Raw genomic sequence first — 23,044 nt, 5'->3', positions numbered from 1 at the left:
CATCAATAGCTATCAACCTCAGACTTCGAACATCAAATTTCGAACATCAAACCAGTTCACCCATGTGGGTTTTTCGATTTTTATTTACTGAAACGGCCCGGCTCCTGCGCTCGGTGGAGGGTCGTCGGTTATTGGGATTAGCGGTCCGTTACGGCGACAGACCACGGAATCAGTCCATTGATATCACGTTTGGACCCTATCGATTTAGAGTGCCTGACGCACTGTCGTTTATCTGGCAGTACCGCGAAATTTTTGTCGATGAGTTTTATAAATTCACGACAACGAGCCCCAACCCAGTTATTTTCGACTGCGGCACTAACATTGGTACGAGCGTTGTGTACTTCCGGCAGAACTACCCAACTGCCCGCATCGTAGCATTTGAGGCAGACAAACATATTAGTGAAATTTTACAACAGAACCTTCGCCAAAATCAGATTTCGGGCGTTGAAGTAATTACGAAAGCGGTTTGGACGAATGAGGAAGGAATCTGGTTTGGCAGCGACCAGGCCGACTCTGCCTCTATTTTCTCACAAACCGACCGAAAACTGGTGCCCTCTGTTCGCCTACGTGATGCCCTCCTGCGCGAAACCCGCATCGACATGCTCAAGATGGACATCGAAGGAGCCGAAACCGCTGTTCTAACTGATTGCCATGACGCGCTAGAAAACGTCCAAAACCTGTTCGTTGAATTCCATGCGTACCTCCATCATCCACAAACACTGGCAGAGGTAATCAAGGTGCTGGAGAACGCTGGCTTCCGGTATTACATCAACACCAGCCAGTATCGACACTCACCTCTGGTTAACCAGCGTTACAAAGGTAACGACAGCATGGACCTGCAATTGAATATCTTTGCATATAGAAAATAGGTGCAGGGTTTACGGTTTTTGGTTTACGGTGGGCTGACGCGTCCATACATAATGCGTCAGCCCACCGTAAACCAAAAACCGAATACCAAATACCGCAAACCAAATGATCGACAAAATTCTTTCCCGCCCTGAGTTCCAGACTGAACCGCCCGTTTTGGTAGATATTGGTGCGTCGGGACAATTGCATGGCCGTTGGAAGTCGTTTGCCAAATACGCTGTTTGTATCGCCTTCGACGCCGACGATCGTGACTTTGGCTACGTCGAAAGTGAGTCCAGCCATTTTCGGAAGCTCTACACGTTCAATAATATTGTTACCGGTCCAGACTCGCCTAAGGACGATACGGAAACGGCAAATTTTTATTTAACAGTTTCGCCCCACTGCTCCAGCCTGCTGCGGCCCAGACCCGACTTGATTCAGGAGTATGCGTTTGCACCCAAGTTTGAACCAACTAAAGTCGTTCAACTGAAAACGCGCAGCCTTCGGTCAACGCTCGATAGTCTGGGAGTTAAACAAGTAGACTGGTTTAAAACTGATTCGCAGGGTACTGATCTCCGACTATTCCGTAACCTCGGCGACGATCGTGCGAAGCGCGTGTTAACAGCTGAATTTGAGCCCGGCATTGCGTCGATCTACGATGGAGAGGACAAGCTTTACCAAGTCCTGCAATTCATGGAAGAAACCGGCAGTCACTGGCTAGCCGAGCTACTGCCAAAAGGCTCACCCCGTATCACGCCCGCTTTGCTGGACAGTTTCACCAATCAGCCGTTAGTGAAAAAGTTTGTTTTGTTTTCCCTCAAAAATAGCGCGGTCTGGGGCGAAATGACGTACCTGAATCGCTTTGCGGATGAAGCCACGCTTACGCAACGAAATCTGCTTCTGGGCTGGGTTTTCGCTACAACGCTGAAACAACACGGATTTGCGCTTATTCTGACCCAGAAAGCAAAAAGCCTATTCTCAGACCCGATTTTTGCTGAGCTGGAAGCCTATTCCCGTAGGCGTATTTGGGGGCGTGTTTTCGGACTTGGCTTCTGGCCCGAGGTTGTCAAAAAATTCGATAAACTACTGGGGCGGTGAGAGTTACGCACCTTAGCAACTACCACTTATTTGGCGGGGCAGCTGTAGCGGCCAATCGGCTTCATCGGGCCTTAGAAAAACAGGCCTGGTCAAACCATAACGTCGAAAGTACAATGCTTGTTGGCGTACCCAACCGATTGGAAACGCATCGGCCAGAACCGGGTGTTGTGTACCTGGCCAATAACTTTCTGGCCGAGCAAACTGCCTTTGGGCGATTTGTGGCTGAGCGGTTGTATTTTTTACCTTACGAACGTGATAACTCCGTTCGATTTCAGTTTTCACCGGCCCGGTTCGGGGCTACGCTCGACTTCCATCCGGCTATTCAACAAGCTGATATCCTACATCTGCACTGGATTAATTTTGGTTTTTTATCCATTAATGGATTGCAATCATTAATCGACCTAGGCAAGCCCATTGTCTGGACACTACACGATCAGTGGGCCTTTACCGGTGGGTGCCATTACTCGCGTGGCTGCAACCATTTCCTGACGCATTGCCATCAGTGCCCGTACCTAAAGAAACCGGGTGAACACGATTTGTCGGCCCGAGTTTTCGCGCAGAAAAAGAAGCTTTTCGACAAGGCCCGTGTGCATTTTACCCCACCGAGTCATTGGTTAGCCAGTGAAGCGCAACGAAGTGCATTACTTCGCGGTTTTCCGTTCACGGTCATTCCTTATGCCATTGACCAGGCGGTTTTTTGTCCGGTTGATCGTGCAGAAGCAAACACACGTCTTGACCTTCCCGATACCAGCAAGCCAAGGCTTTTATTTGGTAGCGCGAACGTAACGGACACTCGCAAAGGATTTAAGTATTTCGCTGAAGCCCTGACGCTTTTACATCAACAACATCCTGACTTAGCGCCCGAGATTTTAGTGTTCGGCAAAGGCCGCTCGTATCTGCTTAACGAATTAACTTATCCTGTTCGTCATCTCGGTTTATTAACTACCGAAGATGATATTGTGGCGGCCTACAACGCAGCCGATGTGATGATTGTACCGTCTCTGGAAGATAACCTGCCCAACACCGTAATTGAAGCCATGGCCTGTGGAACGCCTGTCGTGGGCTTCCGAACGGGCGGCATTCCTGAAATGATCGACCATCAGCAAAATGGTTACCTGGCCGATATTGGGTCTGCCCAGCAACTCGCCGACGGGATAGCCTTCCTATTGACCCACCTGCGCCCGGAAACGTTACGCCAAAACGCCCGCCAATCCGCGGAAGCCCGTTTCTCCGAAGACGTAGTAGCTAGACAACATATTGAGTTATACTATAAATTATTGAATGAGTGAATTGTTGAATGATTGACAACCTCCAAGTCATTCTACATTCTACATTCTACATTCGTAAATGCCAACCGTCTCCATCATCACCATCACGTATAATGCCGAGCGGTTCCTGGAACGCACGATTCAGAGCATTGTGGCTCAGCAGACAACAGACTATGAGTATATCATAATTGACGGAGCCTCAACAGATGGAACACTGGCGATACTAAAACGATACGAAAGCCACATCACTACCTGGATTTCGGAACAGGATTGTGGGCTTTACGATGCCATGAACAAAGGCTTGCACCAGGCCAAAGGCCAGTATGTCTGGTTTATGAATGCGGGCGACGAAATTCACGATCCGCAAACATTACCGAATCTGCTGGCGCGGATTAAAGCAACAGCGGCCGATGTGTATTACAGTGATGCCTTATTTGTTAAAGATGATGGCGGTCGGCGCTCCGGATCGCCGGTGGGGCTACGGAGTGTCGTTACCCCGCACAGCTTACCGTACAAGCTAGTGTGGCGTGATATGGCCTTTGGCATGAAAGTTTGCCATCAGGCCTTTGTAGCCAAACGAGCTATTGCGCCCGATTATCCGATAAACAATCTCAGTGCCGATTTGGACTGGGAAATTCGTTGCCTGAAAGCAGCTCAAAAGATTGAATTTGTACCATTCGTTTTGTGTAAGTACTTATTGGGCGGACTGTCTGTACAGCAACATCGGCAATCACTGATCGATCGATTCAAGATCTTAGTCACCCATTTTGGTTTGCTCACCACACTACGCAATCATGTTCAGATTATACTACGAGCCCGGCGGTTTAAAAAACAATGAATATGGTGCGTTTTATCTATGCATGAAATGAATCTTGGGCAACCATGTATAACGTCCGATTTTAAAAATATCAGGGCGTTACCAGTACCATTTACCCCATTTTGTGAAATTTAGATGAAAACAATGGGATAATTACCAGACAGATGCCTTTAGATTGGGAAATGCGGATAAATTTGCGGGGTTTATTTCGCAACCTACCTGACCTTTTTGTGCAATTCCGTAAAAAAATTGATTTAACCTATGAAACGAATAGCTGTTTTTACCTCAGGTGGTGATGCACCAGGTATGAACGCCTGTATCCGGGCTGTTGTCCGGGGGGCGGTCTATCATGGTCTCGAAGTATTCGGCATCCGCCGGGGGTACAGCGGAATGATAAATGGCGATATTTTTCAGATGTCTTCGCACTCGGTCAGTAACATCGTGCAACGTGGAGGCACCATCCTAAAATCGGCCCGCAGTAAAGAGTTCATGACGCCCGAAGGCCGGGCTAAAGCCTTTGAACAACTTAAGAAATTCGACATTGAAGGCCTGGTTGCCATTGGTGGAAACGGTACGTTTACAGGGGCCACGCTTTTTTATGATGAATACGGGATTCCAACCGTTGGCGCGCCAGGCACAATTGACAACGACCTCTACGGAACTGATTATACCATTGGATTCGATACAGCGGTAAATACGGCCTTAGAAGCCATCGACAAAATCCGGGATACTGCCGACTCGCACGACCGGATTTTCTTTATCGAGGTGATGGGCCGCGACTCTGGCTACATTGCTATTCAGTCGGGTATTGCAGGCGGTGCCGAGATGGTCATGGTCCCCGAAGTCCTAACCCCTATCTCCGAGGTTGTCGAAATACTAAAATCAGGTTGGAGTCGTCAGAAATCCTCGTCCATCGTTGTTATTGCCGAAGGCGAAGAAGCTGGTATTGCCACGGAGATTGCCGAAAAGATTCGGCAACAGGTTGACTCCAACATGGATATGCGCGTTACAACACTCGGACATATTCAGCGCGGGGGTATTCCAACCGCCTACGACCGTATTCTGGCCAGCCGACTAGGACTTGGTGCGCTTGAAGGGCTCATGAACGGCGAAAAGAATGTTATGGCCGGAATTGTCAATAATGAACTGGTGTATACGCCCTTCCGCGATACCATTCGACTACCTAAGCCAATCAACGAAGATTTGCTGAGGATGGTAAAGATTCTGAGCGTGTAAGTAATGAATAATGTATAATGAAGAATGGATAATGAAGGGGCTGCTTCCTTCATTATCCATTCTTCATTATACATTATTCATTTTGTGTAGACTATACTGAATATGGCAAGCGTTTTGTAGTCAGTGTACTTGTTATCAACTACCATAAGTTTGACCCTATTTCCTTCGAAGATACGTACCACCCTGTATGAAAAATCTACTTCTCACGGCTCTGTTCAGCTTCTTTTTACTACCGGCTGTATGGGCACAATCAACCACCGGAACGCCAGCTGACGGTTTCCGTATCACTGGTCATATAAAAGGGCTAAAAGATACAACCTGTATACTAGCTCATTATTTTGGCGCTACTCAATACATTCCGAAGGATACGGCCCGTGTAGATGGAGCCGGGAATATGGTTTTCGAAGGCAAAAAAAGCCTGCCGCAAGGTCTATTCCTCGTTGTAGTTCCTAAAAAGGGATACCTGCAACTGCTGGTTACCGATGATCAGCAATTTTCGTTTGAAACCGATACCACTAACATGATCAAAAACATGAAGGTGACCGGTTCTAAAGAAAACGAGTTATTCTATGCCTATCAGCAACAGCTTAGCAAACTCTCGGAGGAAGCCCAGGTGTTAAACATGCAGAAAAAGATTCGGACTGACGCCGTTTCAACTACGATGCTGAATAAGCAAATGGGCGATTTGCAAAAACAGGCCAATGACTACCGGACTCAGTTTCTGAAAGAGAATCCAACTATGTTCGCAGCCAAGTTACTGAAAGCAACTGCCGAACCCGAGGTACCGCCCGCCCCTAAAGCATCCAATGGGCGACCTGACTCCGTTTGGGTGTTCAACTATTTCAAAAATCACTTCTGGGATGACTTTGACTTCGCAGACGAACGCTTTGTCCGCACCCCGTTTCTACAGGGGAAAATAGAGCGGTACATTAAAGAACTTACTGTTCAGGTGCCTGATTCGCTTATTAAAGAAGCTGACTTTTTGGTAAACAAAGCGATTGCAGGCAAGAATAGTGAAGTGAAGTATTATACCATCTATTACATCACCAGCCAGTACGAACAACCAAAAGTGATGGGTACCGATGGGTTGTTTGTGCACATGTTCGAGAAGTATTATAAAACGGGCATAATGACCGTATCCGACTCCTCAACGCTGAAAAGCATTGGCGAACGGGTAGCCACACTAAAACCTAATTTGGTTGGTAAAATCCTGGTTGCACCCATCATTAGTGATACCCTACGTCGAGCAATTAATTTTCCAGCCATTAAGGCGGATTATACGGTTGTATTTTTCTACTCACCAACCTGCGGACACTGTCGTGAGAGCGCCCCTAAGTTGAAGAAGTTTGTCGATGATTATAAAGGCAAGGGCGTGGAGGTTGTGGCCATTGCCATAGATCAGAGCCCCGAAGAGTGGAAGAAATTCATTAAGGAGTTTAAGCTCGGCAATGCCATAAACGGCTACGATTTAAGCTACCGTACCGATTATCGCCATCAGTACGACGTCTGGACTACCCCGACAGTATACATGCTCGACAAAAACAAGAAGATCCTTGCCCGAAAGCTACCCGTTGAGCAAATCGAAGATTTTATGCTTTTTCACAAACGGCAGCAAGCCGCCCAGGCTACTAAAAAGCCAGCCGCTGTAGCTCCAGCCAATGCGAAAGCGAGTGTGAAGAAATAAAGGAGAAAAGGGAGGAAGGAGGAGAGGAAGAAAAGCAGGTTAGAAATACGTTTGAGTATCTTTTGCCCCTTTCTCCCTCTCCTCCTTCCTCCCTTTTCTCCTTTACTTCATTTTTGTTCGCTTCACCAGATACGATGTCAGAATCTGATCGAAGCCCTGGGCGATGTCGGCTTCGATGAAGTCGATCTTGTATTGCCCACAGCGCATTTTCAATTCCTGAAAATAAGTCTTCACCGCTTGCTGGTACGTTTCTCGCACCTGCCCTGGCTGTAGTTTAACCTTCTCGCCCGTTTCGAGGTCAATGAATTCATAAGGGCGTTCGTCAAAGGCGAATTCTTCTTCTGTTTTCTTATCCGTAACGTGAAACAGGAGCACCTCATGCAAATTATGACGAAGGTGTTGCAATGCAGAAAATAACGCATCCGCCTTTTCGCTATTATCGAACATATCGCTAAAAATCACCACCAGCGATCGTTTGTTAATTTTTTCGGCTACCTGATGAATCACATCAGCGGCTGAGGTCTTACGCAGGGGCTTAGGCTGTAACATCAGCAGATCCAGTTGCGTAAAGAGTTTATGAACGTGCGACGGGGTCGATTTAGTAGGTGTTTGCAGGTCAATCTGATCGGCAAAAGTGGTCAGGCTCACGGCATCTTTCTGCCGTTGTAACATATACGCCAAGCAGGCAGCTGCCATCACACTGAACGTCATTTTTCCATAGTTAGCCTCTGGATAATACATCGATGACGACGTATCGATAAGCAAGTGGCAACGTAGATTCGTTTCCTCTTCATACCGTTTAACAAAGAGTTTCTCGGTCTTCCCAAACACTTTCCAGTCGATGTGCCGCGTGGTTTCGCCCGTGTTGTAAAGGCGGTGCTCCGCGAACTCGACGGAAAATCCGTGAAATGGCGATTTATGTAGTCCGGTAATGAACCCTTCGACCAGTTGGCGGGCCAGAAATTCAACGTTGCCGTACGAGCGTACCTGGCCCAGATTAAGCGGTTGTTTCATTGGATGTAGTTTGAAGTCTGTAGTTTGAGGTTTGAAGTTGGCTGCTGTAGGCATAGCTGACTGCACCGGAGGGCCGCAGTAGCCGACTTCAAACCTCACACTACAGACTTCAAACTACATCCAATTTAACGCAAAAACCGAACCGTTCGACATCTCCGGCAGGAATTGCACAGGGAAATGGCGAACGGTTCGGTAAAATGCAGCCTAAAGAGGTAGGTTACAGTACAGGTTCCAGCATAGGCTGGTACGCAATGGGGGCATCAAATGCCGAAGGGGTCAGCGAAACGGGAAGACCCTTCCCAACAACGCGGAGCGATACATTGGCAATTCCTTTCGAAACCATGCCAAGTGCATGAGCAGCCGCATGCGTAAGATCAATAACGCGGCCTTTGGAAAAAGGCCCCCGATCATTGATTCGTACAATTACTGAACGTTGGTTATCCAGATTTGTCACTTCAACCAACGTGTTAAGCGGCAGGTGACGGTGGGCACCTTCAAGGGCTTCGGAACTAACTCGTTCACCGTAGGCGGTCTTACGACCATTGAACTTCTTGGAATAAAAAGACGCTTTGCCTTTCTGTATGAGGCTCGGAAGAGCCTCCGCCGGGTTTATGTTGCTAAAAAACAACATAATGGACATGATTAAACTCATACAGCTTTTGGTTACGTGAAAAAAATAGACGAATAGCATGAAGGTTACCTTACCACATACCACCCGTCCCCAAAAAGTGCAATTCCTGTAAAACAAAGATAGCACAGATAGACTTAACTACCAAGCGTTTAGCTAAAAAACTGTGGAATCCTCTCCACAACTGCATTTGATTTTGTGGTTATTCTACCCCAAAATATATTTATACGCATTCTTTTTGTTCTTTCCCTAATGACCGTACTTTAGCGTTTGTGAACCTATTAAACCTCACTGATTGTGGACGAAAGAGACCGGGAGAAAATCTATTCAAGACGAGTTCGGGCGGGTAAGCGAACGTATTTTTTTGATGTTAAATCAACCCGTACGAACGATTATTACCTAACCATTACCGAGAGTCGCCGGCATCCGCAGGGCGAGGGCTTTGTGTATGAAAAACACAAGATGTTTCTCTACAAAGAAGATTTCGATAAGTTCGTAGAAGCGTTGCAGGAAACGGTAGAGCATGTAAAAACCGAACTCATGCCCGAAGTAGATTTTACGCAATTTGTTCAGCGAGAACGCGACGAGCAGGACGATTTCGCTAGTGAACTTAAATGGGAATAAATGGAGTGTTGATTTACGACCGCGCGGGCGGCCCCGTTACAGGTTACGATTTTACTGAATGATTTAGACTCTACTTCCTTACTTGCTACAAATAACAGTTAGCCCTCGGCACCAATGCCGAAGGCTTTTTTTGCGGTCCGCCGTAGCGGTTGTATTTTTGCAGAAATAAGTCTGCCAGTTGGTAAGTCGGTACGTTAGTCACTTCCTAACGTACCGACTTACCGACTTATCGACTTATTAACTTACTGACTTATTTCATGGGACTTCAATGTGGAATCGTGGGTTTGCCAAATGTGGGCAAATCGACACTATTTAATGCAATTTCGAGCGGGAAAGCCGAAGCGGCCAACTATCCGTTCTGTACAATAGAACCTAATGTAGGGGTAGTAACCGTACCCGACGAACGCCTGGACCTGCTCGAAGGGCTGGTAAAACCCCAGCGCGTGGTGCCAACCATTATCGAATTCGTTGACATTGCCGGTTTAGTAAAAGGCGCTAGTCAGGGTGCTGGGTTGGGCAATAAATTTCTGGCGAACATTAAGGAAGTCGATGCCATTGTTCACGTGGTTCGGTGTTTCGACGATGATAATATCGTTCACGTTGAAGGCAAAGTCAACCCAGTGTTCGACAAGGAGATCATCGATATCGAATTACAACTAAAAGATTTAGAGTCAGTTGATAAGAAAATTCAGCGTATCGACAAAGCTGCCCGTGTAGGCGATGCCAAAGCCAAGGCTGAACTGGAAATCCTGAAACTCTATAAAACAGCGCTTGAGGCAGGTAAAAGCGCCCGTACCGTACAGGTGTCGCCCGAAGAACGAGAAGCTGCCATTGGCGATATTTCACTCATGACCGTGAAGCCCGTTATTTATGTGGCGAATGTAGACGAAGGCTCACTACCGAATGGGAATGTGTATTCAGATGCGCTTCGAGAAGCGGTAAAAGACGAAGGCGCTGAAGTAATTATTATCAGTGCGGGTATCGAATCGCAGATTGCCGAAATGGAAGATCCCGAAGAACGAGAGCTATTCCTGGGCGAGTACGGCCTCACAGAATCGGGTTTAAGCAAACTGATCAAAGCCTCTTATAAACTATTGGGTTTGATTACCTACTTCACCGCGGGCGTGAAAGAAGTTCGTGCCTGGACAATTCACCGGGGTTGGAAAGCCCCACAGGCTGCGGGCGTTATTCACTCGGATTTCGAGCGGAAATTCATCCGGGCACAGGTCATGAAACTACCTGATTTCTCGCAGTTCAAAACCGAAGCGGGCGTTCGTGAAGCGGGTAAACTGGCCGTAGAAGGCAAAGAATACGTTGTTCAGGACGGTGATATTATGGAGTTTCTGCACAGCGCCTAGTTGGTGATTGGTGTAGTAAGTGAAGTGGGTGGAGTAGTTGAGTGCGTACCTATGTACCCATTCCACCTACTCCACCCACTTCACTTACTACACCAATCACCAATCATTTCCGTTTATTCAACCCTATTTTCCGGTACGCAATTAACTGATCGGCGCGGGAAGCGGGTGGGCGATGGTACACAAAGACTTCATAGTCATTTTCGGTGGACGAATAGCTGCCTTCCATAAAATGCTCATCTACTTTGGGTGGTGAGCCCGTGGTTTTCCCAATATAATCGTAGTTATATACGCCTTGTTTAAGCAGGATAGAGGCCCGATAGGCCCCCAGCAAGGCATCGAACGTCATGCGGTTACGGTCATTCAACTGCCAGAAATTGAATGCGCCATTCACGTATACATCCCAACCCTGTATTTCAGGTGTTTTAAGCGTAAAAACAGTCTCGATATAATCAGCGCCCGTAGCCCCATTGCCGGTTTCGCGATGGTCGATGACAAATTGACCATTGAAATCATCGCTCTGGATGTAAGGCCCCTGATTACGCGACCGATCGACCTGTACATAGACCACATTTCGGTCGGCAAGTCGGTCAATCCGATCAATATAGTTAGCGCGGGATAATACCGTTCGCGTATCAAAAAATCGGAATTCATTCCCCCCCGGCATGGTGTTACTCAGGTCAATCAGCCGGTATTCAAGCGTCTGATCGAAAGCCTGTACATTGGTGGGGCGCAGTCCCCGTAGTACGCGATCATCGCGGTAATTCTGGCGAATAACTACCTTAAAATCATCCTGTGGCGAAATCACCTGATACCCCCGGTAATTAATACTCAGGTCAATTTGCTGATCGGAGAATTGGCGGGACGGGTCTGTAGAAAACCGCGCTTCGGCAGCTACTGTTACCCGATTCTGGTACGTACTAAATCGCCGGGTAAAAATGATATTGTTTCGATTACGCTCGTCGTATACCACCAGCAGGTAATTACCGGGCAGTTTGACGCGGGGGAGCGTAAACCAATAATGGTAATAGGGAATTTTGGTATTGATCGAGTTCTGGTATTCCGTAATGGGGCTGTCGTTGTACTCGTAGGTAAACTCAATATCGTTCAAAATAGAGCGCTGCCAATCGGCATTGCAGTGAACAAGCCGGGCACGAAACGAACGGTAGTTGGCCGTCAGGTCGTCGAATTCGAGTTGAAGGGGCACCTGTTCATCCAGCGAAATAACGGGCGGATTCAGCGTTAGGGATGGTGATGCGGCATTCCGATCAAGTTGGTTGGCACTAACCTGCGGAAACAGCAGCACCGTTTCAACTTTAGGATCATAAATATGGTCAATCGTTTCAAGTTGCTGGCCCCTGAGCGGAGCCGTTAGTATCCCCAAAAACAAAACGGCAGATAATCTGGCAAGAACACGCATCCAATCTAATTTTAGCACAATGAAGTTAAAATGGAGTTAATAAGAAAACGCTATGGAATCCACTTGATTATACAAAGTTGTCAATGTCATCGGATTTAACCGTTGTTATCATCAGCAAAATCACGTATGATTATAGTCTACTCAGCAATACAGGCATATGGTCAATTATAATCCCAAAGACTGGTTTCGGTTTATCATTACGTTTAACCGAGCCGATACAGTACGCAAGCTACTGCCAATCTTAGTAGCCGTTGGCGTTTATTCATTCATTATTGTCCACTTGCTCGAACTATTTGATTTGAGCGAAAACCCGCACCTGAAGAACTTCTCGCTCATGCACACGCTGCTGAGTTTCGTTATTTCGATGTTGTTAGTCTTTCGCACAAACACCGCCTACGACCGCTGGTGGGAAGGACGAAAATTGTGGGGCTCATTGGTGAATAACTCCCGAAATCTGGCACTGAAACTAGACCAATTGCTGGAACCTGACCAAGTTGAAGCGCGCGAGTTTTTCCGGGCTATGGTTCCCAACTTCGCCTTCGCGCTCAAAAACCATCTACGGCAACAGCCATTCGAACGCGAGTTTACGGATGCATCTTCCTTTAGCATTCAATCGCTACGCTTGAATGAACACGTTCCTCAGCAGATTGCGCTGATTATCTTCGGCAAGATCAACGAATTACAGCGCCGGAATATCCTGATTCCCGAACACCTGATACTGCTGAATACAGAAGTTCAGTCGTTGATGGATATTTGTGGAGCCTGCGAGCGGATCAAAAACACGCCTATCCCCTTTTCGTACAGCTCGTTTATCAAGAAATTCATTTTCATCTATTGCCTGACACTACCCATCGGATACGTGTCAAACCTTCATTATCTGGTCATTCCGCTGGTCATATTCGTTTTTTATGTATTGGCCAGTCTTGAGATCATCGCCGAAGAAATTGAAAATCCATTTGGTACCGACGACAATGACCTGCCCCTCGATACCATCTGCAAGGGCATTCATAAAACTGTAACGCAGTCGTTTGATCATAAACTTACGCTGGAACAGGCCGAGCAAATCAGCGAAAAACAAAAAGGATTTTCGTACGAGAAATAACGCGTGTAGTGCCGACCGTCCCGGTCGGCACTACACACTACTCAAACAACCCCAATTGCCCCGCCGGACGGAACAAAGCCGTTGTAAGCTGAGGAGGCTGGCGATCACTAAGGAATTTCTGACAACCGATCCGGTGTAGTTGGGCGATATGCTGGGCATAGTTTCCCTGCCCCGACATGCGCGTTTTGAAGCGGGAATCGTTTAGTTGTCCCCCATGACAATCGGCAATCTGATTCAGAACGCGCTCGGCACGGTCGGGAAATGCTTGGTTGAGCCAATCGGTAAACAGAGGCCCAAGTGCTCCATTGAGTCTGACAATCGTGTAGGCAGACCAGCAAGCGCCTGCATCAGCTGCCTGTTCAATTAGTTTGGGAATTTCATGATCATTCAAGCTGGGAATAATCGGTGCTGTCATAACCCCTACCGGAACTCCAGCCTGGTGTAGTATGCGCATCATTTTAAATCGTTGAGCTGCCGTAACTGTTCGTGGTTCCATCAACAGCCGCAGCTTTTCGGTCAGGGTAGTAATGGAAATGGCTACATTTACTAAGTTGAGAGCAGCCATGGATTTCAGAATATCTAAATCGCGGAGAATCAGGGCGTTTTTTGTAATGATCGAAACGGGGTTTCGGTAGTGTAGGCAGAGCGCCAGCATGCGTCGAGTAAGCTGGTACGCACGCTCGGCTGGCTGGTAGCAGTCGGTGTTGCCTGAAAAATGAATGACTACGGGTTTGTACGAACGCGACTGAAATTGTTTTTCAAGCAAATCAGGTGCGTTTTTCTTGACCATGATTTTGCTCTCAAAATCTAATCCGGCAGAAAAGCCCCAGTATTCATGGGTTGGGCGAGCATAGCAGTAGATACAACCGTGCTCGCAGCCTTGGTAGGGGTTGATCGACGCCGAAAAGCCTATATCGGGGCTATTCGGGCGACTAATAATCTGCTTAGGTTTTTCTTCGAAAAATTGCGTTTTTAACGCCGGATCGGGGAAATCATCATCGCCAAAATCAGTCCCTTCTTCCAATTCATAGCGATGAGCCGCAAATGAATTAGCGGTATTGAACTGCGCTCCCCTGCCTTTTTTGTAGTCGCCCATAATCGTACAAATAAAACATAATTATAGTTTACTTGTACGATATTACTAGTTTATAGTTTACGGTATTCGGTTTACGGTAGGCTGACGCACCAGTATCTTCTTGCGTCAGCCTACCGTAAACCGAATACCGTAAACTATAAACGATAAATCAACTTACGCTAACTTCTTCTCCCATTCTTCAGCTTCGAGCATAGCCATTTCCCACTCATCCTGCAATTGATTGATTTGGGCGGTTACGTGTCGGTACTCGTCGTTCTTGGCCTGCATTAATTTGTCATCGCCATAGGTGGCTGGATTGGCAAGCTCGGTTTCAAGCCATTTTTTCCGTTCTTCCAGTTGGGCAATTTTGGTTTCCGATTCCTGCGCCTGGCGATTCAGGTTCTTAAGCGTCTTTTGCCATTCTTTCCGTTCATCGTCCGATGCCCGGCCATTGGTGGCCTTCCCATTTGTCGATTGCCCATTTGCAGTTGGCAATGGGCTCGTTACAGGCTGCATCTTGGAGTTGTCGACAGGTTGCTTCGAGGGACTTATACCCTGTGCCTTACGCTCTTCCTGCCACCACTCATATTCATCGTAGGTTCCAGGATATTCTTTAATCTGCTCGTCTTCGATGTACCAGATTTTGTTGGCAATCTGCGATACGAAATACCGGTCGTGGGAAACAACCACATACGTGCCTTCGTATTGCTGCAAGGCCTGAATCAGGATATTTACCGACTGCATGTCCAGGTGGTTGGTCGGTTCGTCAAGCAGCAGGAAGTTTGCTTGTGAGAGCAATACCTTCGCCAGTGCCACACGCGATTTTTCTCCCCCCGACAATACTTTGATTTTCTTGAACACGTCATCGCCCGAAAACAAAAAGCAGCCGAGCACGCCACGCAATTCCCCATCCGACTTGGTCGGGTTTGCCTGTTTGAGTTCTTCAAGCATTGAATCCTCCACCCGAAGCGACTCTAACTGGTGCTGGGCGTAAAAGCTGAACGAGACATTATAACCTAAAACACGTTCGCCATCAATGGGTTCTGAACCCGAGATGATGCGCAATAGCGTCGATTTACCGCGTCCGTTGGCACCAATCAACGCCACTTTATCACCCCGTTCGAGACGGGCTGTTGAGTGAGTCAGGATTCGTTTTTCGCCGTAGGCCTTCGAGATATCGTCTAAGTGTAGAATATGCCGACCGGGCTGCTGCGAGAAGTTAAACTTAAAATTAACCCGGGCATTGCTATCGATCACATCATCGACAAGCTCCATGCGTTCGAGTTGTTTAACCCGGCTCTGGGCTTGTTTAGCCTTCGAGGCTTTCGCCTTAAATCGTTCGATAAAACGCTCGGTTTGCCGAATTTTAGCCTGCTGGTTTTCAAAAGCCCCCTTCTGAATCTCATTTCGAAGGGCCTTTTCCTCCATATAGTAGGAGTAATCGCCAGCGTAATAATTTAGTTTCGCACCCGACACTTCAACAATTGTATCGACCACATTATCAATAAATTCCCGGTCGTGAGAAACGACAATTACGGATCCTTCGTAGTTCTGCACATACTTTTCAACCCACTGAATCGACGGTAAGTCCAGGTGGTTGGTCGGCTCATCAAGCATAAGCAACGACGGTTTTTCCAGCAGCAGTTTTGCCAGCATCACGCGCATTCGCCATCCCCCGGAGAATAACTTCAAAGGCCTATGCAGATCATCTGTCGAAAAGCCAAGCCCTTCCAGAATCTCTTCGGCTCTGGACTGGATGGTATAGCCATCCAGCGCATCGAATTCCTCCTGCGCCTTGCCTAATTTATCTACCAGATCGTCGGTATAATCAGTCTCCATTTTATGGAGCAACTCCTCAATCTTAATTTGCAATTCATTTTGCCGGGCAAACGCCTGCATTGCCACGGAGAGAATTGATTCGTCGGTCTGGTATGAAAGCAGATCCTGGTTCAGGAAACCGATCGATACATCTCCTGCTTTGGAGATTGTCCCCCCATCGGGCTGGTATTCGCCATTAATAATTCGAAGTAGTGTCGATTTGCCGGTACCATTGAGGCCGATCAGACCGATTTTCTGGTTGGGCTTGATATGAAGCGAGGCATTATCGTAAAGCGCCCGGCTTCCGAGGTAATATGAGAGGTTTGTGATGGAAATCATGGATGCAAATTTACCAAAAAAAGAACGGATACTTGCGTTCTTAAATTCCAAACGGTTATATTTGCACCGCACTGGCAGCCCGGTCGCAAAAGCCACTAAAGGCACTTACAAGCCTCCTTAGCTCAGTTGGTAGAGCACTTCATTCGTAATGAAGGGGTCGTAGGTTCAAGTCCTATAGGAGGCTCAACTTTTAAATCAAGGCTAATCAGTTTTAGAGCGCAAATCCTCTATATCAACTGGTTAGCCTTTTTTACTTTATCATACTTTACTATAAACAATACGACTTAGTAAAGTATAACCGTCCCCTAATCCGGCCCCTGTATTAATTTTGTTTGTAACTTGGTATCGACCAAACCAAGTCAGACACATGAAAAACGTATCCGATAAGGATATAAAGTTTCTTTTAAAGGAGACTAATTCCGGCCGACCGACCCTTATCAATCTTGTTTTTCGCTACGAAAACACCCGTTTTAAGGCATCAACGGGTCTTACCATTGACCCTTATCAATGGAATGCCTCTACCCAACGTGCTCATACCAATCAAAAGAGTCGAACCGCTCGAGATCCTTTCGAAACGATTAACGCATACCTCGACCGTTGGCGTTCTGCAATCAAAAAAGTACTGACAGCACTACAGCTCGCCCAGATTCCCCTCAACAACGAAACGATTAAACATCACTTAGACGCTGAATTAGGCCGCACGGAAAAAGCCAAGTCTACTAAGCAGATAGCCGCTATCCGTGAGTCTTTTACAGCCTATATCGAACGGTTTGTTAACGAAGCGCAATCCGGCAAACGACTCAATGCCAAGAGCGTTCACTATGCCATCTCCACGTTGGATGGGTATATGAAGCTGAAACGCATTCTGGAGAAGTATAGCGTTGAAACAGGAAACTCAGTCGATTATGATGCCTACAGCCTCGATTACTACCATGCCTTAAAACTTTGGCTAACTGATCGGGGTCTGACACTCAACTACGTTGGTACGCTATTGAAAGATTTAAAAGTGATGCTGAAACAGGCTCACTACGACGGTCTGCATACCAATATGGTTTTTCAGCACCGGGACTTTAAAAAGCTAGTTGAGGAGGTTGATAATATTTACCTAAGTGACAACGAATTAACCCAGATTTATAATCTTGATCTAGCTACTAACGCCAGACTCGACCGGGTACGCGATTTGTTTCTGATTGGTTGTTATACAGGTTTACGGTTTTCAGATTTTTCAGAATTACGATCAGAAAATATTACCCACAATGGCCGTATTCTCACACGCAAGACACTCAAAACCTCCGAACGAGTTTCTATACCTCTCAACCCTAGGATCCTTTCTATTCTCAATAAATACAAGGGCATCCCCCCTCGTACAATCACCAATCAGAAGATGAATGATTATTTAAAGGAGCTGTGCCGCCAAGCTGGGCTGACAGATGCCGTAGAGGTTAGCCGAACGAAGGGAGGCAGGAAAGAAACGCGCTATCTTGAAAAGTGCGAAATGGTGACGACCCACACAGCACGGCGCTCATTCGCTACAAATGCATTTCTGGCAAAAGTACCTACAGTGTCGATCATGAAAATTACGGGCCATCGTTCGGAAGCCGTGTTTTTGCGGTATATAAAAATTTCGTCGGAGCAAAATGCGCTTTTAATGCTTGATCATGCTCATTTTCAGTGATTCTCTGACATAGCAATCAGAACACTCATTTCTCTTAATACACTACAGCTTTTCGTTTAGCTTAATTACCATACGAGGAATGATGGACTACAAGAAAATTCAATGACCAAACCAAGCTGATAAAATGAAAGCCCAGCGAGCAATTCTTGATCAATTAAGATCTAATAGTATACATGAAGATTTTGAAAGACTATTTGTTAGAATATTTGGTGATCATATATATTCCTTTCACCATCCTTTGATGGATCTATGTAATACAGAATTCAATACACTATCAAAAAGACTTTCGATAATTAACTCATTAGCGTCTGATTTTATAAATGAGATGCGTTATAATTCATATGAATTACCCAAAGGTTCCAGAAGAAATACCTATGCTATCGATTGTTGGCACATTCTTCAAGAGTGGGATTATTGTGATAAATCACTACAAGATAGAATATCGGCACTTGATTCTAGAGTTTCTCTAGAATCCGCTTTACAGAATCATCCTAAAACCAAAGAATTAAGAGATATATTATTGAACATTCATTATATGTTAAATTTACGTCATATACAGTATGTATTTCTTGATTATTTTCCTGGTACTAGGCCGAACCAGCAAGGCTTACATGGCCCGTATGAGGATTCTATAGTAGTTAGTAAGACAAAGGTTGATCAAGAAATAGATACTATAAGATTTGATAATAAGAAAATAAAAGAAACCTATACTAAGGATCAAATTTTACTCTTAAATGAGTTGGGAGTTTTCGACCTACCAGCCATCAAAAGAATTACTACAGAAAATAAAGGTAGACTGTTTGCGCTTTTGCTAAATCGAAATGAGAAGAATGTAACAGAGTACATACGGAACTGTGACTTTAAAGGCAATAAACAAGCAGAAGATAATCCTTATACCTATGAAAATAAAGTTGCTGCAATCAAACAACTTCTTATAGAAGTGGGATTCTTTAAAAAATAGTAGCTACTACACTACCCACTACACTCACCGTATCTATCCAATTTTGAGCCGTACAAATCGCTACGGCTATGTTTCAGAATGTAATTCAAGTATCCCAATTAACCCCTGACCAATTTGCAGATTTGGTCGAGGATCGCTCGTATCGGGGAATGAAACGAGCGCTAGCTGAACAGTCTTTACTGGAGCAGCAAGATTCTACTCTTCCCGAACTGCTAACGCGCCGGCAAACGGCTGAGACATTACAGGTTTCTTTCACTACTCTTCATGACTGGGGTAAAGACACTGATGATCGCCCTGCGGTTCTAATACCACTCAAAATCAATGGACGTGTTCGTTATCGTCGAACAGATGTAATCGCTGCACTCAAAGAATCCCGTCGATTTAAAGCCGGAAAGCTCGTATGACCCTCTTTGAGATTGCCTCCACCATCCGCAAGTACGGAGGTGAGGTCTGGCTTGTTCAACATGGCCCATTCGGGATTATCCTTCGTTCTTCACTTGCTAGTCGACAACTACGCATCGGCGTTCCAGGACCTGGAGATACACCAGTTCCCTTTCCTGAGGAGAAGAATTCAGAACTGCTAACACCCAAAGATCTATCAGTTCTGAAGCAATGGCTAACCGGATTTATTCAGTCACAAAAAAGAGGATAGCCCATCAACTGGCTACCCTCTCTTAATCATGTGTTTATGCTACCCGAAGATACAACAGTTTCGCTGAATGAGGAACCCTCATTTCAATTAGCAACAAAGCCAAACGGTAAATTGACAATCACTCTATTAAAAGTAGGCGCAATTGTTAATTTAATTCGTGATACCACGAGAGGGTCAAAACTACGTGAGATCATGCAGAAGTCAGAAAGTGATGTCAAGGATGCTAACCATTTAGCGTTTATTCCTTGGTCCGGTATCTTGGATGAGCGAAATCAGTTGGTTCAGCCTACTGGCTTCATTTGGTATGAATTGCATGACGTTAATCCTCTACAGCTAGACTCGTTACGAGACCAGCTGGCTAGAGATCCTTATACATTTCTGTTGTGCACTAATTTAGCAGGTAATGGTCTTCTCCTTGTTGTGCGTACGAGCTTAATTGACCCAAATGAATATGATAATTATATTCGTGATTATGGCACTCTCCTTCGCCAATCCTATAAGCTAGACACCATTAGGATTTTAATTCCGCCAAGCCCGGCTCGGCGCTGTCCATTAGGTTTTGATTTGCAGCCTTACCTGAACAACTTTTCACAGGTATGGACGCCTGCCGACCCTTCTACACTGCAAGAAACCGTAGAATCTGGTGAGTCAGATACCTATAGTCCATTGTCACTGAGCAATCGTATTGATCAAGCGTTTACTAAGGAAGTAGATCAGGTCATGGAATCGGTAACTGTGGCTAAGAAGGATGTAGATCAGATTATAGAATCGGTAGCTGTAGATGAATGTATAGGGCTATTCACTATTAAGACAGCCAACAAATGGATTCAAGAAGCCAGAACAAAGCCAATCCCTAAAATGCTATATGATGAATTTTGGCTTGAAGGAGAAGTATGTATTCTGTTTGCCGAGTCGAACCAGGGAAAATCAATTCTTGGTGTTCAGATTGGCGATAGTATTAGCAGAGGTAGGCCTATTGACGGCTTTAGATTAGAAGCACCCGCTCAGCAAGTACTGTATCTTGACTTTGAGTTAACGGCCAAACAATTTGAAAAACGGTATTCGATTGAGTATAAAGATCATTACATCTGGGACGACAATTTTAAGCGAGTGGAGATTAATCCAGAGGCTGAACTACCTAAAGGAGTAACATTCGACGACTTCCTTAATGATTCGATTGAAACATCCATTATCCAGACAGGAGCTAAAGTCCTCATAGTAGATAACTTGACTTATCTGAATCAGGATACCGAAGCGGCTAAAGATGCAGCACCTCTAATGAAACGCCTTCAGGCGTCAAAACGAAAATACGGTCTTAGTTTGCTGGTACTAGCCCATTGTCCCAAACGAGATGCCTCTCGACCAATCGGCCGTAACGACCTACAAGGCTCCTCTAGACTGAGTCAATTTGCGGATTCCATGTTTGCTATTGGCTCTTCGACTAAAGACAGCAGGATAAAATATCTCAAGCAAATCAAACTCCGTTCTACTGCTTTCCGCTATGATGCTGAGAATGTTATGGTCTGTCAGATTATTCATAAACCAGCTAATTTTCTGCGGTTGGAATTTCTGCGATGTTCCACTGAACAAGAGCATTTAAAGCAACCCTCAGAAAAGGACACCGCCAACCAGCCAGAACTGGTTCATGCTCTGCATCAGCAGGGAAAAACGCAAACTCAAATTGCGTTAGAATTAGGTATTTCACAACCCAAAGTGAGCCGGATACTGGCTAAGCTAGTAATTACTAAATAAGACCCTGATTCCTTTTCTATACAGTGAATAAATGGAATAAAATGGAATAATTATTCAACCGTATTCATTCCCGTACAATGAATAATAACCACCTCCTATCTCTTTAATTTACTGTATATCAACGCATTATTTGCTAAATAATCTATTCATTAGTTAACACAGGAGGATAAATCCTTTTTATGTTCGATCATGAATGAATAGATTTTCAACTTCTTCACCCCTATGCTATCAAGTCAAATAGATCAGTTGGAAATTGAATTCGGTACTGCTATTTTGTTCGACTTGGTGGGTGAGCCACTGATTCGAAACCAACAACCAGTTCGGTTATTCGATCAGACCAAGCACACGGCTGAATACTATTACCGGGCTGATCAACGCGGTAAACCCTTTATTAAGAATTTTCAGACCGATGAATGTTGGTTTCCACTCACGGCCTATTGCAAAGTTCATAACATGGATTTTACAACAGCTGCTGTTGAGCTTGGTCAACAATATGGATTAATTAACCTGCCAACAACAGCTGAGCGTACTAGAAAGGACTTCAAAAGACCAAATCCTAATCATGCTCTTATTACACATCCTCAATCGTTTGTCAATGACAACACCCCAATTACTTATATTCCTAAGGAGATCTATCAGAAAAGTCAAAGCCAGTTTGTACGGAATGGGTTCTATCAATACCTCGTTCAATTACTTGATAAAGAAAAGGCTGATTATCTGTTTGCACAGTATCGTCTAGGCACATCTCGTGAATGGAAATACGAGAACACATTCGCAACCAGCCTGCCACAGTTTGACAAAGCTGGTAATCTACGCCAAGTAAAAGTCATTCCATTCCACCCTAATACAGGTCGGAGAGCAAAACCTCATCACAAGACCTTTCGGTTAAATCATCATACTGGGCAGTATGAACCTGATTTGAAAGAGAAGGTTTGGTTTGCGGGTAAGAGTCTGATTCGTAATGTTGAGGCAAAACTTCAATCATGTTTTTTCGGCGAACATTTGCTGGCTGAACATCCTGATAAACAAGTTGCTTTAGTCGAAGGAGAATCAACGGCAGTCGTTTGCTCAGCCTATTCTCCAAAACAGGTATGGTTAGCCACAGGCGGTAATAATGGGTGCAGGTGGTATGAGCCAAATGTATTTAAAGTGCTGAAGAATCGTCATGTCATGCTGTGGCCAGACACTGGCAAGTATGATGAATGGGTCAAACGCGCTAGTCTACTTCATCATATTCCTCAATCGCTTATTGTGAGTAGTTACGTTGAGGATAATGCACCGGCAGGTACCAAAAATATAGACCTTCGAGATTTACGAACAGGCCCCTGTTGGTTAAGAGATGGTAAGCTAATTTTTGGGGAAACTCTGGAAAGTGTTCCAGGAGATTATCCGCCTGATTGGGATAGTTAAATCCTATCAATGGTTATTCATTTTTGCGCTTTGTCGAGCTAGTATCAGATGGCAGACTTCAACCATTTTATGGTAGAATAGCCTTAAAAAGCGTCATCAAACACCAAGTAAAGAACTATTGCGAGTATATGTGTGATAATATTGTGCTGGCAATGAAGATGATGTAGATTATTTTGAACTCGATCCATCAAACGAACGCTAAATGAGCAGTTGGGGTAGTTGCCAGACGCTTTTCATTCCTAATCAATCATCAAAACTATATTTTTCCAA

At 45.5% G+C, this 23,044-nt stretch carries 20 protein-coding genes and 1 tRNA gene; 16 read left to right on the top strand and 5 right to left on the bottom strand.

Annotated elements, in window-relative coordinates:
* The first annotated feature begins 62 nt into the window (after positions 1–62).
* The 6 genes from ACYVGO_RS15605 (at position 63) to ACYVGO_RS15580 (ending at position 6,949) form a co-directional block, all read left to right on the top strand.
* Positions 63–869, top strand: coding sequence for an FkbM family methyltransferase (locus ACYVGO_RS15605; RefSeq protein WP_460970078.1), 807 nt, complete (start codon positions 63–65; stop codon positions 867–869).
* Between the two features lie 103 nt (positions 870–972).
* Entirely contained in the window at positions 973–1,944 is a 972-nt protein-coding gene (locus ACYVGO_RS15600; RefSeq protein WP_460970077.1) for a hypothetical protein, read from the top strand.
* Complete coding sequence (locus tag ACYVGO_RS15595; RefSeq protein ID WP_460970076.1) at positions 1,941–3,233, top strand: glycosyltransferase family 4 protein; 1,293 nt, start codon at positions 1,941–1,943, stop codon at positions 3,231–3,233. Before ACYVGO_RS15600 ends, ACYVGO_RS15595 begins: the two co-directional genes overlap by 4 nt.
* A 58-nt stretch (positions 3,234–3,291) precedes the next feature.
* Positions 3,292–4,050, top strand: a complete 759-nt coding sequence (locus tag ACYVGO_RS15590; RefSeq protein WP_142774864.1) for a glycosyltransferase family 2 protein — start codon at positions 3,292–3,294, stop codon at positions 4,048–4,050.
* Between the two features lie 240 nt (positions 4,051–4,290).
* The gene (pfkA, locus tag ACYVGO_RS15585; RefSeq protein ID WP_142774865.1) at positions 4,291–5,265 is read left to right on the top strand and encodes a 6-phosphofructokinase; all 975 of its coding nucleotides are present in this window, start codon (positions 4,291–4,293) and stop codon (positions 5,263–5,265) included.
* Positions 5,266–5,452: 187 nt separating this feature from the next.
* The gene (locus tag ACYVGO_RS15580) at positions 5,453–6,949 is read left to right on the top strand and encodes a thioredoxin-like domain-containing protein (RefSeq protein ID WP_460970075.1); all 1,497 of its coding nucleotides are present in this window, start codon (positions 5,453–5,455) and stop codon (positions 6,947–6,949) included.
* 102 nt (positions 6,950–7,051) lie between these two features.
* On the opposite strand, the gene ACYVGO_RS15575 is transcribed toward ACYVGO_RS15580, so the two are convergent.
* Together ACYVGO_RS15575 and ACYVGO_RS15570 are read right to left on the bottom strand one after the other, a co-directional pair.
* A complete protein-coding gene (locus ACYVGO_RS15575; RefSeq protein ID WP_142774867.1) occupies positions 7,052–7,963 on the bottom strand; it encodes a DUF58 domain-containing protein in 912 nt (303 codons plus the stop codon).
* 217 nt (positions 7,964–8,180) lie between these two features.
* Positions 8,181–8,615, bottom strand: a complete 435-nt coding sequence (locus ACYVGO_RS15570; protein ID WP_142774868.1) for a septal ring lytic transglycosylase RlpA family protein — start codon at positions 8,613–8,615, stop codon at positions 8,181–8,183.
* A gap of 273 nt (positions 8,616–8,888) precedes the next feature.
* Between ACYVGO_RS15570 and ACYVGO_RS15565 the strand changes: the two genes are divergently transcribed.
* Together ACYVGO_RS15565 and ychF are read left to right on the top strand one after the other, a co-directional pair.
* Positions 8,889–9,215, top strand: a complete 327-nt coding sequence (locus tag ACYVGO_RS15565; protein WP_142774869.1) for a DUF3276 family protein — start codon at positions 8,889–8,891, stop codon at positions 9,213–9,215.
* 257 nt (positions 9,216–9,472) lie between these two features.
* Positions 9,473–10,573: a redox-regulated ATPase YchF gene (ychF, locus tag ACYVGO_RS15560; RefSeq protein ID WP_460970074.1), complete on the top strand. Its 1,101-nt coding sequence runs from the start codon at positions 9,473–9,475 to the stop codon at positions 10,571–10,573.
* A gap of 103 nt (positions 10,574–10,676) precedes the next feature.
* On the opposite strand, the gene ACYVGO_RS15555 is transcribed toward ychF, so the two are convergent.
* On the bottom strand, positions 10,677–11,990 hold the full coding sequence (locus ACYVGO_RS15555; RefSeq protein WP_460970088.1) for a type IX secretion system plug protein: 1,314 nt from the start codon (positions 11,988–11,990) through the stop codon (positions 10,677–10,679).
* A gap of 157 nt (positions 11,991–12,147) precedes the next feature.
* Here ACYVGO_RS15555 and ACYVGO_RS15550 point away from each other — a divergent pair, with 157 nt between their 5' ends.
* The gene (locus ACYVGO_RS15550) at positions 12,148–13,092 is read left to right on the top strand and encodes a bestrophin family protein (RefSeq protein WP_142774871.1); all 945 of its coding nucleotides are present in this window, start codon (positions 12,148–12,150) and stop codon (positions 13,090–13,092) included.
* 37 nt (positions 13,093–13,129) lie between these two features.
* Here ACYVGO_RS15550 and ACYVGO_RS15545 read toward each other — a convergent pair whose 3' ends face one another.
* The gene (locus ACYVGO_RS15545) at positions 13,130–14,188 is read right to left on the bottom strand and encodes a PA0069 family radical SAM protein (protein WP_460970073.1); all 1,059 of its coding nucleotides are present in this window, start codon (positions 14,186–14,188) and stop codon (positions 13,130–13,132) included.
* 153 nt (positions 14,189–14,341) lie between these two features.
* The gene (locus ACYVGO_RS15540) at positions 14,342–16,324 is read right to left on the bottom strand and encodes an ABC-F family ATP-binding cassette domain-containing protein (protein WP_460970072.1); all 1,983 of its coding nucleotides are present in this window, start codon (positions 16,322–16,324) and stop codon (positions 14,342–14,344) included.
* A 111-nt stretch (positions 16,325–16,435) separates the two neighbouring features.
* Here ACYVGO_RS15540 and ACYVGO_RS15535 point away from each other — a divergent pair.
* The 7 genes from ACYVGO_RS15535 (at position 16,436) to ACYVGO_RS15505 (ending at position 22,774) form a co-directional block, all read left to right on the top strand.
* Positions 16,436–16,508, top strand: a tRNA-Thr gene (locus ACYVGO_RS15535).
* 183 nt (positions 16,509–16,691) lie between these two features.
* Complete coding sequence (locus tag ACYVGO_RS15530; RefSeq protein ID WP_460970071.1) at positions 16,692–17,999, top strand: site-specific integrase; 1,308 nt, start codon at positions 16,692–16,694, stop codon at positions 17,997–17,999.
* 124 nt (positions 18,000–18,123) lie between these two features.
* Positions 18,124–18,960 (top strand): hypothetical protein, encoded by an 837-nt coding sequence (locus ACYVGO_RS15525; protein WP_460970070.1) that lies wholly within the window; start codon positions 18,124–18,126, stop codon positions 18,958–18,960.
* Positions 18,961–19,028: 68 nt separating this feature from the next.
* On the top strand, positions 19,029–19,364 hold the full coding sequence (locus tag ACYVGO_RS15520; RefSeq protein WP_460970069.1) for a DNA-binding protein: 336 nt from the start codon (positions 19,029–19,031) through the stop codon (positions 19,362–19,364).
* On the top strand, positions 19,361–19,612 hold the full coding sequence (locus ACYVGO_RS15515) for a hypothetical protein (protein WP_460970068.1): 252 nt from the start codon (positions 19,361–19,363) through the stop codon (positions 19,610–19,612). The genes ACYVGO_RS15520 and ACYVGO_RS15515 overlap by 4 nt, the downstream gene beginning before the upstream one ends.
* A 36-nt stretch (positions 19,613–19,648) precedes the next feature.
* Positions 19,649–21,364, top strand: a complete 1,716-nt coding sequence (locus tag ACYVGO_RS15510) for an AAA family ATPase (protein WP_460970067.1) — start codon at positions 19,649–19,651, stop codon at positions 21,362–21,364.
* Between the two features lie 222 nt (positions 21,365–21,586).
* The gene (locus ACYVGO_RS15505; RefSeq protein WP_460970066.1) at positions 21,587–22,774 is read left to right on the top strand and encodes a DUF6371 domain-containing protein; all 1,188 of its coding nucleotides are present in this window, start codon (positions 21,587–21,589) and stop codon (positions 22,772–22,774) included.
* Positions 22,775–23,044: the final 270 nt, after the last annotated feature.

The sequence above is a fragment of the Spirosoma migulaei genome, assembly GCF_054776855.1.
The sequence above is the reverse complement of the archived record's forward strand: the minus strand, read 5'-3'. Positions and strand labels throughout refer to the sequence as shown.

Coding starts and splice junctions, on each gene's coding strand:
- ACYVGO_RS15605 (WP_460970078.1), top strand. CDS start 63: ATGTGGGTTTTTCGATTTTTATTTACTGAAACGGCCCGGCTCCTGCGC.
- ACYVGO_RS15600 (WP_460970077.1), top strand. CDS start 973: ATGATCGACAAAATTCTTTCCCGCCCTGAGTTCCAGACTGAACCGCCC.
- ACYVGO_RS15590 (WP_142774864.1), top strand. CDS start 3,292: ATGCCAACCGTCTCCATCATCACCATCACGTATAATGCCGAGCGGTTC.
- pfkA (WP_142774865.1), top strand. CDS start 4,291: ATGAAACGAATAGCTGTTTTTACCTCAGGTGGTGATGCACCAGGTATG.
- ACYVGO_RS15580 (WP_460970075.1), top strand. CDS start 5,453: ATGAAAAATCTACTTCTCACGGCTCTGTTCAGCTTCTTTTTACTACCG.
- ACYVGO_RS15575 (WP_142774867.1), bottom strand. CDS start 7,963: ATGAAACAACCGCTTAATCTGGGCCAGGTACGCTCGTACGGCAACGTT.
- ACYVGO_RS15570 (WP_142774868.1), bottom strand. CDS start 8,615: ATGAGTTTAATCATGTCCATTATGTTGTTTTTTAGCAACATAAACCCG.
- ychF (WP_460970074.1), top strand. CDS start 9,473: ATGGGACTTCAATGTGGAATCGTGGGTTTGCCAAATGTGGGCAAATCG.
- ACYVGO_RS15555 (WP_460970088.1), bottom strand. CDS start 11,990: ATGCGTGTTCTTGCCAGATTATCTGCCGTTTTGTTTTTGGGGATACTA.
- ACYVGO_RS15550 (WP_142774871.1), top strand. CDS start 12,148: ATGGTCAATTATAATCCCAAAGACTGGTTTCGGTTTATCATTACGTTT.
- ACYVGO_RS15545 (WP_460970073.1), bottom strand. CDS start 14,188: ATGGGCGACTACAAAAAAGGCAGGGGAGCGCAGTTCAATACCGCTAAT.
- ACYVGO_RS15540 (WP_460970072.1), bottom strand. CDS start 16,324: ATGATTTCCATCACAAACCTCTCATATTACCTCGGAAGCCGGGCGCTT.
- ACYVGO_RS15530 (WP_460970071.1), top strand. CDS start 16,692: ATGAAAAACGTATCCGATAAGGATATAAAGTTTCTTTTAAAGGAGACT.
- ACYVGO_RS15525 (WP_460970070.1), top strand. CDS start 18,124: ATGAAAGCCCAGCGAGCAATTCTTGATCAATTAAGATCTAATAGTATA.
- ACYVGO_RS15520 (WP_460970069.1), top strand. CDS start 19,029: ATGTTTCAGAATGTAATTCAAGTATCCCAATTAACCCCTGACCAATTT.
- ACYVGO_RS15515 (WP_460970068.1), top strand. CDS start 19,361: ATGACCCTCTTTGAGATTGCCTCCACCATCCGCAAGTACGGAGGTGAG.
- ACYVGO_RS15510 (WP_460970067.1), top strand. CDS start 19,649: ATGCTACCCGAAGATACAACAGTTTCGCTGAATGAGGAACCCTCATTT.
- ACYVGO_RS15505 (WP_460970066.1), top strand. CDS start 21,587: ATGCTATCAAGTCAAATAGATCAGTTGGAAATTGAATTCGGTACTGCT.